The following is a 15,134-nucleotide window of genomic DNA, read 5'->3' as shown; positions in this document are numbered from 1 at the left end:
CCCTATATTTAAACTTGCATCGCTTTTTCTCTCAAAGCTCTTCTCAGCAACTTGCCTGTCGTATTCTTCGGCAGTTCTGTTAAAAATTCAATACTCTTTGGTACTTTATATTTTGCTAAATGTAATGTGCAGTAATGCATCAGTTCTTCTTCTGTTACGTTCGTTTGTTTCAGAACGACGTACGCTCGCACTGCTTCTCCTAAGTTTTCATCAGGAACACCGATTACGACAACTTCCGCCACTGATTCGTGCATGTACAATACTTCCTCTACTTCACGAGGATATACGTTATAGCCGCCAACTAAGACGATATCCTTTTTGCGATCAACGATATAGAAGTAACCTTCTTCATCCATTTTTGCTAAGTCACCTGTATACAACCAGCCGTCCTTTAATGTCGCAGCTGTATCTTCTGGTGCGTTATAATATCCTTTCATAACGTTAGGCCCGCGAACAATTAATTCGCCGACTGCTCCGACAGGTACTTCTTCCCCAAGTTCATTTACAATTTTATTTTCTACATGCCAAATATTTGTACCGATTGACCCTGGCTTACGCGGACGATCTAGTGGATTAAAACAAGTAACTGGTGATGCTTCTGATAAACCATATCCTTCTGAAACGATAACGTCAAAACGTTGTTCAAAGTTTTGCAGAAGAGCAACAGGCATTGAAGCACCACCTGAAATACAAAGGCGAAGCGTCTTCACATCTTCTGCGCTTGCTTCTTCGAATAAATATAAATAATTATACATTGTCGGTACACCGGCAAAAATCGTCGGTTCGTACGTGCGGCAAATACGGAATACTTCTTTCGGACTGAATTTCGGTAACATTAAAATGGTCGCTCCGTTCACAATTGGTGCATTGACCGCGACTGTTAAACAGAACACGTGGAACATCGGCAGTGCCGCAACGACGCGATCATCAGCCGTATATTGTAAATACGACGCCACATCGCTCGCATTACTATATAAATTTTTATGCGTTAACATAGCGCCTTTCGGTTTTCCAGTTGTGCCCGAAGTGTATAGAATAACCGCTACATCTTCTTCATCTAGTTCTGGGCCTTCGTAAGTTACATCTCCAGCCCCTATCATTGTAGTAAACGTTTTCATTTTTCCGGTTTCTGTATGGTTAAAATCTGATGAGGTTTCGCATATGATGATGTTTTCAAGTGAAGGAAGTCTTGTTGTAAGAGATTGTATAACAGGTAGAAGGACGTCGAGTACGATAATTGTTTTTACATCTCCATTTTGTAAAATGTAATGCATTTCGTCTGCTGTATAAATTGGATTAACTGGAATAACAGTTGCTCCCGCTTTCATTGTTCCGTATAAACCGACCAAAAAATGTGGTGAATTTCCAACAACTAATGCAACATTGTCCCCTTTTCCAATGCCCATTTCTGCTAAATTGCTAGAAAACCTTGTGACCATTTTGTTTAATTGGTCATATGAGACCGACTGATCCATAAATATATAAGCCGGTTTATCCCCCTTCTTTTTCGCCGTTTCAGCCAAAGATTGAACGAGATTCACACAAACCCCACCTTTATAAAATTTAGAATATTTAAAAATTCTAAATTAATTATATTAAAAGAAAATTAAAGTGGCAAGTGTTATTCCATTAACTGCATATAAACAGATCACCTCCTCTTCATTTACTTTGGAAGGATAAGGGAATTTCATTTGCAAGTAATTTATGAAACTAGACCAAAAATCATTTTAGGATAATATGCACTCATCTTTTCTCTAAGTTTAGTAAGTTCCTCTTTATTTAACGTCGTATGCTCTCCAAACAAGTTAATCGCGTCCGCTCCATCTTCATGAAAATACACCGTAACATATAGTGCCGGTAACCCTGCATTGTCTTCATCTATTGAAAAGACGACATCTGGTGTCTTATTAACAGTGCTGAATGTTTCATTTCTTTTCCACTTCTTATTTTGAAACATGTCTTGTATTTCCTGTATCTTTCGTCTGTTATCTGTATGCGTAAAATATATAACATTATCTTTCGCTGGTTTTCCAATCGATAAAAGTATGCGACTTGAGGACGTTTCATCGTTACAAGCTGCTATTCCAATAACGAAGCTGAGCAATAATACAACGTACATTACTCTTTTCATTTCGATCCGCCTCCTTTTGAATATGTATATTCTTTTATAAGAGGCAGATGTCCTGTGATTTTATCGTATATAAAATTATATCGGCGATTTTTCAGATATATCAGCGCAACTCGAAATATATCAGCGATTTTCTAAATATATCGGTCGTAATCCGGAATATATCAGCGATTTTTTAAATATATCAACTTACCGACAAAACATGACAATCTACGCAAAAAGAAAGAGGCTGCCAGTTACGGTAGCCTCCCTTATTTTTAGAAGAACAAATGTAAGAAATCTTCTGTTGTAATATTACCAAAGTAACGTGCGATATCTACGCCTTCTAAAGCTGCAGTGAATGCATCTTTATCAAATTGTACGCCTGTTAGACGTTCTTCAATGTCATGCACATCTAGTGAACCGAAGAAGTCACCGTAAATTTTACATTCTGTTACTGTTCCTTTTTTCACTTCAAGACGAACGTCAACTTGTCCAACTGGGAAGCGGTGTGAATGTTGTAAGTTGAACTTCGGAGATTTTCCGTAGTTCCAGTCCCAATTGCGGTAGCGCTCTTCAGAAAGTTTATGGATTTCTTTCCAATCCTCTTCTGTTAATTCATACGTTGGAATTTCTGTTTCTCCTTCGAAAATTGTTTCTAGAAGAAGTTGTCTAAACTCTTCTGTCGTCATTTCTTCGTTTAGGAACTCTGTAATGTTCGCAACGCGGCTACGAATTGATTTAATTCCTTTTGATTGAATTTTATCCATTTTTACTTTTAACGCTGATACGACGTGATCGATTTCAGAGTCAAATAGTAACGTACCGTGACTGAACATACGGCCTTTCGTTGAGAACTGCGCGTTACCTGAAATTTTTCTGCCTTCAGCTAAAATGTCGTTACGACCACTTAGTTCTGCATTTACGCCTAATTTACCAAGCGCTTTCGTTACAGGCTCTGTGAATTTTTTGAAGTTGCTGAAACTGTCTCCATCATCTTTCGTAATAAAACTGAAGTTTAAGTTTCCTAAATCATGATATACTGCGCCTCCGCCTGATAGACGACGAACGACATGAATACCTTTTTCTTTTACGTAATCTGCATTAATTTCTTCTACTGTGTTTTGGTTTTTACCAATGATAATCGAAGGTTCATTAATGTAGAAAAGTAAATATGTTTCGTTAATATCTAAATTCTTCACACAATATTCTTCAATCGCTAAGTTTATTCTAGGATCTGTAATCCCTTTATTATCAATAAATAACATCGTATCACCTCATGAGTTCCATACGTAGCCACTATGCGCTAGCGTAATATGGCCACTGAAAATTTGTTTTGCTTCTGTTACTAAATCAGCTGGATTGCCTGTATGCGGTAAGTGCGTTAATAAAAGTTCTTTTACATTCGCATCTTTCGCAATACTTGCTACTTCTGTACTATTCATATGCCCTGCTTTTGCAGCCTCTTGATGTGCATACATATTACACTCACAAATGAAAAGATCAGCATCTTTTGTGAATGGAATAAATTCAGGAATATAACTGGAATCTGCGCTATATACTACAGCGTCATTACCTGCTGTAATACGCATCGCAAAGCATGTAACAGGATGAACAGTTTTTAAGAATGAGATCGAGAACGGTCCAACTTGAAGTGTTTCTTCTGGATTGTACGCGATTCCTTTCGTATGCGGTTCATGCGTTAAAGAATGGAATCCACTCTCATCAAACGTATGACCGTATATTGGTAGTTCCGGTAGTTGTCCCTTTGTCGCACTCGTAATTAATCTCGCATATTGCAATACCCCAATGTCTGCAACATGATCGTGATGATAGTGCGAAAGTACAACTGCATCTATATCAGATGGTGTTATATATTTTTGAAGCTGTGCTAATACACCACTACCACAGTCTACAAGTAAACGAAAACCATCGTGTTCAAACAAATACCCCGACGTTGCTTCTCCCGCTTCTGGAAAGCCGCCCCAAAAGCCGACAACAGTCATTTTCATATGTATCCATCCTTTCTAAAACCGAGTAGAAATGCATGTTTCACTTACATTCTACATTGTTAACTATAATCCATTTCCTAAACTTTTTCATTAATTTTCAATTTTGTTATAAAACAGTTGTTGACTTTTGTTTTTTGTACTAATACAATGATAGTAAGAAATGGAAATGGAGGGATTGACATGATCGATCAACCAATGGAGTTTTTCAGAAATTTACCGACGAAAACTTGTGCGCACTGTGGGAAAGAAATTGATGAGCAACACGAAGCATACCATAACAAATGTGATGACTGCGTTCACGAAGAATAGTAGTTTGTGAACAGAAAAAAACCTAGCAGACATAGTCTACTAGGCTAATAACATCGTATCCTTCATCGTTGAACCTTTCACCAAGAGCTCCAGTTCAAACTCATACAATTCTTTTTTTCGATAATTTTTCGTATGGATTTTATCCATCATCAGGTCGACAACTTTTCGGGCCATCTCATCGATTGGCTGTTCAATTGTCGTAATACCTGGCTCTGTAATCTGTGATAAAATTTGATTATCAAAACCGATAACAGCGAGATCATCTGGAATGGTCCAGTCATGGCGTTTCGCCTCTGAAATAATTCCAGCTGCTACCTCATCGCCTCCTGCCAAAATCGCGGTAGGATTTTTTTTGTCCTTTAATACTTCATGGAATATTCGTTTTCCATCTTCCCAAGAGAAAGCGTTTTCAAGAAAATCAATCGCTTCTACTTGGCGGCTCTTCTCCGTTATTGCACGTAAAAAGCCCATTTTTCGCTGTTGGCTAACCACTTTGGTTTCGTTACCACGGCAAAAAATAAGATTACGATATCCTTGTTCTAACACATGCTTAGCAGCTATGTATGCTCCTTGCGCATGATCAAACTTCACTGTTGGAATATTTGCTTCCTCAATATATTCATTACATAACACGATTGGACCGTGTTGTAAGTATGGCTCTACATCTTCCCACGGATTTTCTAGTGAACATAGAATAATCCCATCTACTTGTTTCGTAGATAATAATTGTAAATACTCCATCTCTTTTTCCGGTAAATATCTTGTTTGACAAATAATCAGTTTATATTTATGTTCAGAAGCAGCAATCTCGATTGCTTCAATAAATCTACTGAAGAAAGGATTTGTAATCCTTGGAACTAGCACCGCAATTGTTTCCGTTTTTTGTTTACGAAGCCTTCTCGCCGCAGAATTAGGAACGAAGCCTAAATGCTTCATTGCTAATTGAACCCTTTTTTTCTTCTCATCTGAAACATATGGATGATTATTAATCACCCTAGAAACCGTTGTCCTTGATAACCCCGCTAATTTCGCCACGTCCTCTATAGTCGACACGAAATTCTCCCCCTTTGCATGAAAACGTTTTCTTAAATTGATTATATAGTATATTATTGGAAACTGCAATACGGCTTCTTATGATTTTACTATATTAATATTATACATAGGGAAAAGTATGTTAATGGGAGGGGATTTTATATTACTTTTAGAAGTTTACAGGAGGCATATTTATTAAAGATAAAAGGAGATATTTCATGAATCGGACCGATCGTTTATTAGCTATATTAATTGAATTACAAAGAAGACAAACTGTTACAGCACAAAGCTTAGCGGAAAAATTTGAGACAAGTATAAGAACGATTTATCGAGATATGGATGCACTTAACGAATCGGGTGTTCCTATTTATTCAATGCCTGGTCACGGTTATTCATTAATGGATGGTTATTTCTTGCCCCCCATTCAGCTTACGCCTGAAGAGGCTGTTACTCTTTTACTAGGCGGTGATTATATCGAGAAAACTTTCACTTCTTCTTTTTCTGTACATGCACGATCAGCAAAAGAGAAACTTGAAATTGTTCTCCCTGCTGATCAACAAAAGAAAGCCCAGGAATTACGAGAAACTTTTCGTTTCCTTTCTCCTATATTTTCACATCAGCAATCTGAACAAGAAAAACTAGAAAATCAACTTCTTCTATTGCAAGAATCTATTCAAAAAGAACAAGCTATCTCTTTTTCTTATCGGAAACCGAGAGAAACTACAAAAATAAAGCGGACCGTTCATCCTTATGGCTTAGTCAATATTTCAGGAATTTGGTACATCGTTGCCCACTGTTTACTTCGAAAACAAATACGCAATTTTCGTTTAGATCGAATGGATACATTACAGCAAGAACAAGAATTCTTTACAAAGCCGAAAGATTTTTCTTTACAAAACTATAAACCTGAAAGCAATCGGACTGTTACGGTTCATTTATTGTTTCCATCTCATATTGCACATAAGATTATTGAGTCCCGCTACTTTTTTATAGATTCATACGAGCATAGAGATAACATTTTTCACGTTTTTTTGAAATCAAGAAACATAGACGAAGTATTTCAATGGGTATTTAGCTGGGGGAGCCAAGTGCAAGTACTTGAGCCAAAAATTCTTTCTGAGAAAATCCGTGATGAAGCAAAAAAAATGTTAAAACTTTAATTTCACTACTGACATAATGTTGTCAGTAGCCATCCTTTATATTAGGTATTAGCAAATACATTTTTATAAAAAGGGGTTAACAATATGAAGAAATTTGAGGAATTAGCAACGTATTACATAGAGGAATTAGAAAGATACTCTATAGAACAATTTAGGACGAAGCCGTCTAGCGAAGAATGGTCCCTCGGTCAAATGTATAGTCATTTAATTGCCTCTACATATATGCAGTTAGATGCAATTGCGAAATGTAAAACTGAAACACCATCAGCAACTAACAAGAAAACGGACATGGGTGAAAAAGTATATAAACTTGGTTCTTTCCCGGATATACAAATCAAAGTACCAAATCATCCTGGATATACACCTGAAAATCCCTCTAATAAAGAAGACATACAGAAACAGCTTCTAGAATTAATTACAATTGTTAAAGACATTGAGCCAACACTTTCTTCTATCCCAAGTGATTGTAAAGTCGAACATCCTGGGCTTGGTTACTTACATGCAGCAGAATGGTTTCAACTTATTTCTATGCATTTTGCACATCATCTTCGTCAGAAAGAGCGATTAGAGAACGCAATTTCATAATTTCTCATAAAGGGAAAATGGAATCCTCCCACCAATATAGTGGGAGGAAGAATAAAATGTTTTAAAGATGGCTCAGATATTTACCTGGCCATCTTTTTAATCATGACTATTAAAATGGAACTATACAAAGTAAACTACTACTTTGTAAGAACCCTCGTTGAAAAACTGAATTGAGACAATTATATACATTACTGAAAGTGAAAGTTCAAATAAAGTACTATTTTTATTTCTCAACAAAAAAACGTAGGGAATATAACAAATTACGAATATCACGTATTATAACAAATGGTACGACTAAAGAATAATTTTTATAAAGCCCGCCATAATCATTCCCTCCTTTTATTCCTTAGACAAATATTCACACAAACTGTATTATACATTTCCATATAATTTATCTACACTTAAAAACATAATAACCTTATTTTTCAAACCTATTACAAGCCAAACTTTCTCAACAATTAATTACTAAAATACGATTTACAGCTATAAAACTATCACTTATCATTAAGGATAATTTTACCATTTGAATAAAATACAGGTAAAATTCCCAGAAAAAATAAATTGCACAAAGGGGATGGATTATGAAAAAGCTACATGCATTAACATTAACAATGGGGTTACTAGCTTCTACTGTGATTGTACCTACTGCTTCTCTGGCAAAAAGTGATGATTTACCTTACTTAAATGAAATCAAAAAAATGCAGCCCGATGTAAGTACACAAGAGCTAATATCTAGTATTAATGAATTAGCAAACAACACTGGGAATACAAAAGAAGCTGTTTCTGAACAGATTTATAAAGAGCTAAAAGCAGATGAAGAACAAGGCAAAAAAGAAGCAAGTAAAAAAATGAATACTTTAGGAGCTAGTGGTGGTACAGTTTCAGTTGGGAACAGCAATATGGGGGATTTCTTCTATACCGGTTCATACACTGCATACTTAAATCATGGACATGTTGGTATGTATTATAGTTCAAATACAATTGTAGAATCTGTACCAGGTGATGGCGTTCGTACAATTAGTACTACATCCCGTAAAGTAGATAAAGGAGATGCGGTAGTAAAATCCGTAAATACATCTTGGCAAAACAAAAATGATGCGGCATGGTGGGCAAAAGATCGTGTAGGTAAAGATTCATATTCTTATAATTTTGCTACAAATAGAAGTACAACACATTATGGGGCTAAAAACTGTTCTAAACTAATTTGGTCTGCTTATCAACTTCATGGCGGACTAGATTTAGATAAAGATGGCGGTGCTGGTGTATATCCACGGGATGTTCGTGACGCAAAACAAACCTCAACAATTCGTAATATTTAATACTGAAGAAAAAGTGCAACAACTATATTTGTTGCACTTCTTCTTATAAAAGGAGCTCATAACAGTGAAAAAAATAATTGTTCTTATTCTAAGCATAATTTTAATTGTAGCACTCATCTACTTTTTCTTCTTTAAAAACAATAATGTAAATTCAATATCTGAAGAAGATATTGAGAAAAAAGATTTTTTGAAAGATAAACAAGCTGTTATATATCTCTCTTCGACTGCCGATCAAGATATGGATGGCAACGGGATTAGTTATGCGATATTCATCGATAAAAATGCAAAAGCACATGGATATAAAATGAATGGTTTAGAACTCGGAGGAATAGGTGTATCTGATAACAAAAAAGAAATCGTACTAGAAAGTAAAGATAATATTAAATTTATTGGAGATGATTTTAAAAATTTTAAAATGAAATACCAACATACAGGAGATCAAAGGATATATTTAAAAAAACAAGGCTTATTTGTTAACATTTACAATTCAGGTAGTAACTCATCTACTGGAAATTATGATTCGAATGTAATTTTTGGTAATCAAAAACAGATTCATAAAGGAAATATTCCTCATTATCTTATTAGCTCTGGCGTCAATACAGATGAAGTCTTAGTCTTAACTCAAGATATAGATAAAAATGAGCATAGTTTAAAAAAATTACTATTTAATGATTCAACTATGCACCTTGAAGATGTTACAACAATTAATCTTAATAAAAACATGTCGTATTCTAGTTACTCATCTATTTTAAGTGACTCAAATTTTTATTATACGATTTTAATTGAGAACGATAACTCCATTAAAGGCAAAGTATATTTATTACGCATTGATAAAAAATCATTAAAACAAGATTTAATTTTACTTTCTTCCGAGGAGAATTCCACAGCTTCCATACCATTTACAAAAAATAATTCCGCTTATCTACATAACAATGAATTATTTTTTATAAATGGACTAGGTGAGGTCATAACTTTTAATACCGAAACAAATGCAGTCAATCCTAAATTCAAAATTGATTACCATGTAACGGATGGCGTTAGATATAATGAACAAACATATTTTGAAAACGATCAATTATATGTATTACGTTATAATGAAAAGCAAGAACATAAATATTCTATAGAAACATACTCTCTAACAACCGGTAAAAAAATTAAAACTACTAAAATTAAAGATATGGATCAAATTATTACATCTGTTAAAGGTGGTAAATCCATTTACGCCTACGATTTTAAAATTTTACATCCGAATAAATAATAAAAAGCTCTGTTTTCCATAACAGAGCTTTTTATTTTAACTCCTCCCACTTCGTCCACATTTCTCTCCCATTTATACGGTACATATTATCCTCTCTGTCCATAAACCCCTGCACAATAAACTCGCGTCTAATCGTACAAAAATCGTCATGATATTGTTTGATGAATGCATTGATTTCTTTTTCCGTATACTGATTCTCCGCATTTAACTTGCTAATTAAATACTCTAACAATACTAACTTTTTCTTCTTTTGACCTGGAATTGATTTTAGGCGGTCCTCTTTATCAAAAAAGTTACGAATAGTTGTATCTCTGAATTTGATTTCATTTTCGGTCATGTTGTTATCCTCCATCGGTTTTTATGTAATAAAACTCTTTATTTTTCTTTACCGTTTTTCTTCATTCTTTTACTTACAACATCCATAAAGTAATACCCGCTAATAAGCACATAGTAAACTACAAGTATTCCTAGTGCATCTTTCATATTTATATATTTTTCTTTATGAAACAAGATAGGTGAAAGGGCGTAAACAAGAAAGATGATTAGCGGATTTAAGATAAAATAATAAGTAAGCTTTCCTTTCATCATATCAACTCCTCTATTCTATTTTTCTCTGTAAATTGTTGTAATTCCTTTTCTTTCGTTTAGACTGCAATTAGAAATTAAAAGCAAGAGCTCCAAGGACAAATTAATTGAGCCTCTGGAATAGCTGAATTAATACAGAAAATAAAAAATCTATTTTCTAAAACATTGGTGTTATTGCAAAGGAATTTTGTATTATTAATGTATAGTAAAAAATTTATAGGAGTATAAGTAAATAGAATACGAAATTGTTGATGACGAAAAAATCCCACGAAACATTCGTTTCCATTTATGAAGAGGTTCAAATTTCGAGTTAGTTTTAAATATAATGAATGGAGAATACATAATGGACAATTTATTTAATCAAATTGCAACTTTTTTTAACATATCATTACCTCAAGAAATGATGAATGCTTTCAAAAATCCAATCTATTTGCAGCACAAGAATGACTTTTTAATACGCTTATTATCCTTTGAAGAAGCCATGGAAGTGTATTTATACCTACATGAAGATGTTAATATTTCAGAAGTGTTCCCATTATGGACAGATGATAATTCCAATTATGTAGGTGTTTACATGTTAGGGCCACTAACAGGAAAAGTTTGTTTTATAGACCATGAGGAAATAGATTTATCTCCAGTATATCCTCATGTACAAACGTTAATAAAAGCTCTATTAGAAAGTCCTGAAAGCGATTGGTATGAACTTCCAAGATATTATCCTTGTTCCAAAGAAAATACGGATAAACTGCAACTAAAGCAAGATGTACAAACCATTAATGAATTGAAAAACCTTCTTAAAAACGATGAATTAAATGAAGCTAAAAGAACTCAATATTTATTTTCAATTATGGCTTTAACTCCTCGCGCACAATTACATGAAATACTTCCCCTCTTGGACGATTCGGATATGTGGGTACAAGAGAGAGCCGCTGAAATTCTAGGTTTCCATAGATACGTGCCAGCTAGCGAAAAACTAAATTGGGTTAAAGAACATGGCCAACATAACGGGAAATTAGCAGCTGAATTAGCATTAAAAAGAATAGAAATGGAATGAAAGAACGAAAACAAAAAGTAACACTAACATAGTAGACTACCTATAGAAACGATAAGTTAAAAGAAAAAAGCACCGAAAAGGTGCTTTTTCCTATGCTTCAACCGATTGATTTTCAGCAATATTTTTAAACTGTCGTTTATGCATCCACGTTAATGATGCAATTGTTCCAAGTGATAACACAACGATGAAAATCATGAGTACTCCTACGTTTTGCCACATGAAGTCAAAGTCTCCACTTGATACGACTGCTTTCAATCCTGATACAGAGTATGTCATCGGTAACCATGCATTGAATGGTTGTAAAAACTTCGGAATCAATTCTAGTGGGAATGTTCCAGCACTTGTTGTAAGCTGAATAATTAATGTGATGATGGCGATGAAACGCCCTGCATCACCGAATGCTGTTACTAAACATTGAATTAATGCGATAAACGCTAAACTTGTAACAATGCTAAAGAGTATGAAATAAGGAATACTTTGTACTTCTACACCTAATCCAAACAGTAATATAACATCAGCTACTACTGCTTGAATAATACCGACTGATAGTAATACGCCGAACTTACTAATAAACCAACTAAATCCTGATTTCGGAACACCAACTGTGTCACGTAATGGATATACGATAGATAATAGTAATGCCCCAACGAATAAACCGAGTGATAAGAAATACGGTGTGAATCCAGTTCCGTAGTTTGGAACTTCCGCCATTTTCTCCGTCTTCACTTTTACAGGACTTGCAAACATATCATACGTTTTATCCGTTCCTTTTACTTCACCAGTTTTCTCTGCCCCTTCGCCAAGTTTCTCAGCAAGTTCACCTGAACCGTCGTTTACTTTTACAAGGCCATCCGTTACTTTCCCGGAACCGTCTGCTAGTTTATTAACGCCGTCGATTAGCTGGGTTGAGCCGGTTGACATTTTATTTAGACCACCATTTAGCGTACCTATGCCAGTTGTTACTTGACCAGAGCCATCTGCTAGTTGATTTACACCACCTGCCATTTGGTTCGCTCCTACAGATAATGTACCTAAACCGCCTGTTACTTGGCTTGAGCCATCTGCTAGTTGATTTACACCACCTGCCATTTGGTTTGCTCCTGTAGATAATTCGCCTAAACCGCCTGTCACTTGACCAGAGCCATCTACTAATTGAGTTACACCACCTGTCATTTGGTTTGCTCCTACAAATAATTTCCCTAATCCTATTGTCACTTTTCCAGATCCACTTTGTAATTGAGTTGCGCCATCAATTAATTGAACTGATCCCTCTTTTAATTTATCAGCACCTCTTTTTGTATCTCCTAACCCTTCACCAAAATCCTGAAACGTACTAACAAATTTCGCTTGTTCATTCGTTAGTTTCTCAATACCCTCCGTTAAAGCTTTCACCCGTTTTGGATTTGGTAATTCGCTTTGTACTCCACTTGTCGTTTGTTGTATTTCACCTTTTAATTGTTTTACTTCTGCATTTAATTTATTTGTTCCACCTGCAACTCCAACAGCTTTTTGTTGCACTGTCGCTGTACTTTTTGCCGCACTTGTTATAAAGGGTTGCAACTGATCTTGATATTCTTTTGGTAAACTCTCGATTTGCTTTTGCAAATTTGCTACATCTTGCGCTGCAGTTTGTGCATCCTCTGCTGTTGATTGCGTGAATTCATTTAACTGATTTACTTTTTCTCCAGCCTCATTTATTTTCTCATTTACCTTATTTAATGTAGAAGGAGCTTTTGACTGCATTTCCTCTAAACCTGCAATAGAGTTTTGTACGTTACTATTTAACTCCTGCAATCCCTTTTGAATCCCTTGAGACCATTTCTCTAATTGACTTTGTCCCTCAACAACTTTTCCCATACCATTTGATAGATCGGTTGTTCCTGCTTTTAATTCGCCAGATTTACTTACCAATTTGTTCAAACCACCAGTCACTTGCTCAGATCCATCACGTAATTCGTCAATTCCTTTTTTCATTTCATCCGTTTTTCCATTTAACGTATTCAAACCTGCTGTTACTTTCTGAGATCCATCTTGTAATTTCTCTATACCTACCTGCATTTCACCCGTTTTGCTATTTAACGTATTCAAACCTACTGTTACTTTCTGAGATCCATCTTGTAATTTCCCTATACCTACCTGCATCTCACCCGTTTTGCTATTTAACGTATTTAAACCTGCTGTCACTTTTCCGGATCCATCTTGTAACTTATTAGATCCATCTGCTAATTTCTGAACTCCATCCTTCATCTCCCCAGACTTCCCTTGAAGTGTATGCAGTCCATCCGTCACTTTACTTGAACCATCATGCAGCTCATTTGATCCGTCATGTAGTTTACTTGCACCTTCCGCCCCATCTGCTAGTCCTTTTGAGACGTCTTGAATGGAATCAAACATTTTCTCTGCATATGTTTTCGTTAACGTACTTGCTACTTCACCTTTAATTTTTTCAATGGCTGTTCCGCCAATTTGGGAAGATAAGAAGTTTAAGCTTTCGTTTGGAATGTATTCTAAGTTTAATGGCTTCGGATCGTCTTTTAATAACGTTGTAGCGTTACTTGAGAAGTCATCTGGAATGCGTACTAACATGTAATACTTTCTGCCTTCCATTCCTTTTTTCGCTTCTTTTTCACTTACAAATTCCCATTTAAAACTGGTATTATCTTTTAAATTATCAACAAGCCCTTTTCCGACCTCAATTGGTTTTCCGTCAAATACTGCACCTTTATCTAAATTGACTACCGCAACTGGTAAATCATCTAACTGTTTATATGGATCCCAAAAGGCCCATAAAAACATACCTGCATATAAAATTGGTACGAATAGAACCGCGATAATTGGAATTAATATTTTTTTACTTTTTATAATTTGTGTGAACTCTTTACGAAGTAACTGATTTCCTTTCATCATTTCTCCCCCTTTTCAAAATGACCATATTGTTCAATTGGTCATTTTTACCCAAACAAAAAGGCTATACTGATTCATACATATGCCTTATCCCCGAATTTATACTATGCAACTGTTCCTTACTATGAAGTGAATATTTCTATTATCCCTCCTAAATTAAATATATGACCACCTTGTTCAATCGGTCACTTTTTTATAATAATAAAAGGATTATCTTAGTTTGACAATCCTTTTAATAAATAAAATTCAAATAATTCTGCAATTTTCTCTTTTTCTAGCGGTTCATGATTTTTTTCCCAATCAAAAATAAGCGATACATATAAGCGAAGCATAATAAATGCTGTAATTTCTGGATCACATTTGCTAATTTCACCTTTATCAATCGCAATCTTTAAATAGGATTGAATGACAGAAACGATTTCCACATCTACTTGTTGCATCACTTCTTGTACTTCTTTCGTTCCCATATCGCGCTCTTCTTGAATTAACTTAATCATGAGCTGATGTTCTTTTCTGAATTCTAATATGCTATATAATGCTCTATGTACATTTTCAAAAAATGAAACATCTGAACGAATTGCATTTTCTGCAACTTGCTTCATTTCTGTAATTAAATTAGAAATAATCTCGCCAAATAGCTCTTCTTTATTTTTGAAAAAAGTATAAATCGTCCCTTTTCCTACATTCGCTAACTTCGCTACTTGATCCATCGTTGTTGCTTTATAACCGAATGCTGAAAAAGACTTTGTTGCAGCCTCAATAATAGAACGTTTTCGATCTATCGCCACATCGTCACCTCCAAAAATGAC

Annotated in this window: 15 protein-coding genes; 6 read left to right on the top strand and 9 right to left on the bottom strand. The window is 35.0% G+C overall.

Translation table 11 applies throughout. The annotated features are described in order from the left end of the window. Positions 1-8 precede the first annotated feature (8 nt). The 4 genes from ACTFR9_RS19780 to ACTFR9_RS19765 form a co-directional block, all read right to left on the bottom strand. Positions 9-1,541, bottom strand: coding sequence for a fatty acid--CoA ligase family protein (locus ACTFR9_RS19780; RefSeq protein WP_193635090.1), 1,533 nt, complete (start codon positions 1,539-1,541; stop codon positions 9-11). A 161-nt stretch (positions 1,542-1,702) separates the two neighbouring features. Further along, positions 1,703-2,131 carry a hypothetical protein gene (locus ACTFR9_RS19775; protein ID WP_000832616.1) on the bottom strand — a complete coding sequence of 143 codons (429 nt, stop codon included), beginning with the start codon at positions 2,129-2,131 and terminating at the stop codon, positions 1,703-1,705. Between the two features lie 254 nt (positions 2,132-2,385). Next, a complete protein-coding gene (locus ACTFR9_RS19770) occupies positions 2,386-3,375 on the bottom strand; it encodes a lipoate--protein ligase (RefSeq protein ID WP_000897258.1) in 990 nt (329 codons plus the stop codon). A 9-nt stretch (positions 3,376-3,384) separates the two neighbouring features. Next, positions 3,385-4,119, bottom strand: coding sequence for an MBL fold metallo-hydrolase (locus ACTFR9_RS19765; protein WP_000784661.1), 735 nt, complete (start codon positions 4,117-4,119; stop codon positions 3,385-3,387). A gap of 180 nt (positions 4,120-4,299) precedes the next feature. Here ACTFR9_RS19765 and yhfH point away from each other — a divergent pair, with 180 nt between their 5' ends. After that, positions 4,300-4,428 (top strand): protein YhfH, encoded by a 129-nt coding sequence (gene yhfH / locus ACTFR9_RS19760; RefSeq protein ID WP_000567010.1) that lies wholly within the window; start codon positions 4,300-4,302, stop codon positions 4,426-4,428. Positions 4,429-4,467: 39 nt separating this feature from the next. Here yhfH and ACTFR9_RS19755 read toward each other — a convergent pair whose 3' ends face one another. Next, positions 4,468-5,481 (bottom strand): LacI family DNA-binding transcriptional regulator, encoded by a 1,014-nt coding sequence (locus ACTFR9_RS19755; RefSeq protein WP_048557260.1) that lies wholly within the window; start codon positions 5,479-5,481, stop codon positions 4,468-4,470. Between the two features lie 197 nt (positions 5,482-5,678). Here ACTFR9_RS19755 and ACTFR9_RS19750 point away from each other — a divergent pair, with 197 nt between their 5' ends. The 4 genes from ACTFR9_RS19750 (at position 5,679) to ACTFR9_RS19735 (ending at position 9,782) form a co-directional block, all read left to right on the top strand. Then, entirely contained in the window at positions 5,679-6,620 is a 942-nt protein-coding gene (locus ACTFR9_RS19750) for a helix-turn-helix transcriptional regulator (protein WP_193635089.1), read from the top strand. Positions 6,621-6,704: 84 nt separating this feature from the next. Next, positions 6,705-7,205, top strand: coding sequence for a DinB family protein (locus ACTFR9_RS19745; protein ID WP_193635088.1), 501 nt, complete (start codon positions 6,705-6,707; stop codon positions 7,203-7,205). Positions 7,206-7,786: 581 nt separating this feature from the next. Continuing rightward, positions 7,787-8,524 carry a hypothetical protein gene (locus tag ACTFR9_RS19740; RefSeq protein ID WP_000733102.1) on the top strand — a complete coding sequence of 246 codons (738 nt, stop codon included), beginning with the start codon at positions 7,787-7,789 and terminating at the stop codon, positions 8,522-8,524. Between the two features lie 64 nt (positions 8,525-8,588). Further along, on the top strand, positions 8,589-9,782 hold the full coding sequence (locus ACTFR9_RS19735) for a hypothetical protein (protein WP_000721064.1): 1,194 nt from the start codon (positions 8,589-8,591) through the stop codon (positions 9,780-9,782). Between the two features lie 31 nt (positions 9,783-9,813). Here ACTFR9_RS19735 and ACTFR9_RS19730 read toward each other — a convergent pair whose 3' ends face one another. Further along, complete coding sequence (locus ACTFR9_RS19730; RefSeq protein ID WP_000138195.1) at positions 9,814-10,119, bottom strand: DUF2087 domain-containing protein; 306 nt, start codon at positions 10,117-10,119, stop codon at positions 9,814-9,816. Positions 10,120-10,157: 38 nt separating this feature from the next. Continuing rightward, complete coding sequence (locus ACTFR9_RS19725) at positions 10,158-10,370, bottom strand: hypothetical protein (protein ID WP_002163726.1); 213 nt, start codon at positions 10,368-10,370, stop codon at positions 10,158-10,160. 340 nt (positions 10,371-10,710) lie between these two features. Between ACTFR9_RS19725 and ACTFR9_RS19720 the strand changes: the two genes are divergently transcribed. Continuing rightward, on the top strand, positions 10,711-11,421 hold the full coding sequence (locus tag ACTFR9_RS19720; RefSeq protein WP_078417591.1) for a hypothetical protein: 711 nt from the start codon (positions 10,711-10,713) through the stop codon (positions 11,419-11,421). A 90-nt stretch (positions 11,422-11,511) separates the two neighbouring features. Here ACTFR9_RS19720 and ACTFR9_RS19715 read toward each other — a convergent pair whose 3' ends face one another. Together ACTFR9_RS19715 and ACTFR9_RS19710 are read right to left on the bottom strand one after the other, a co-directional pair. After that, positions 11,512-14,325, bottom strand: coding sequence for a YhgE/Pip family protein (locus tag ACTFR9_RS19715; RefSeq protein WP_193635087.1), 2,814 nt, complete (start codon positions 14,323-14,325; stop codon positions 11,512-11,514). A 215-nt stretch (positions 14,326-14,540) separates the two neighbouring features. Then, complete coding sequence (locus ACTFR9_RS19710; protein WP_000963374.1) at positions 14,541-15,113, bottom strand: TetR/AcrR family transcriptional regulator; 573 nt, start codon at positions 15,111-15,113, stop codon at positions 14,541-14,543. Between the last annotated feature and the right edge of the window lie 21 nt (positions 15,114-15,134).

The sequence above is a fragment of the Bacillus cereus group sp. MYBK222-1 genome (genome assembly GCF_051916425.1).
GTDB lineage: Bacteria > Bacillota > Bacilli > Bacillales > Bacillaceae_G > Bacillus_A > Bacillus_A paranthracis.
This window is presented reverse-complemented; position numbering and strand designations above follow the sequence as displayed.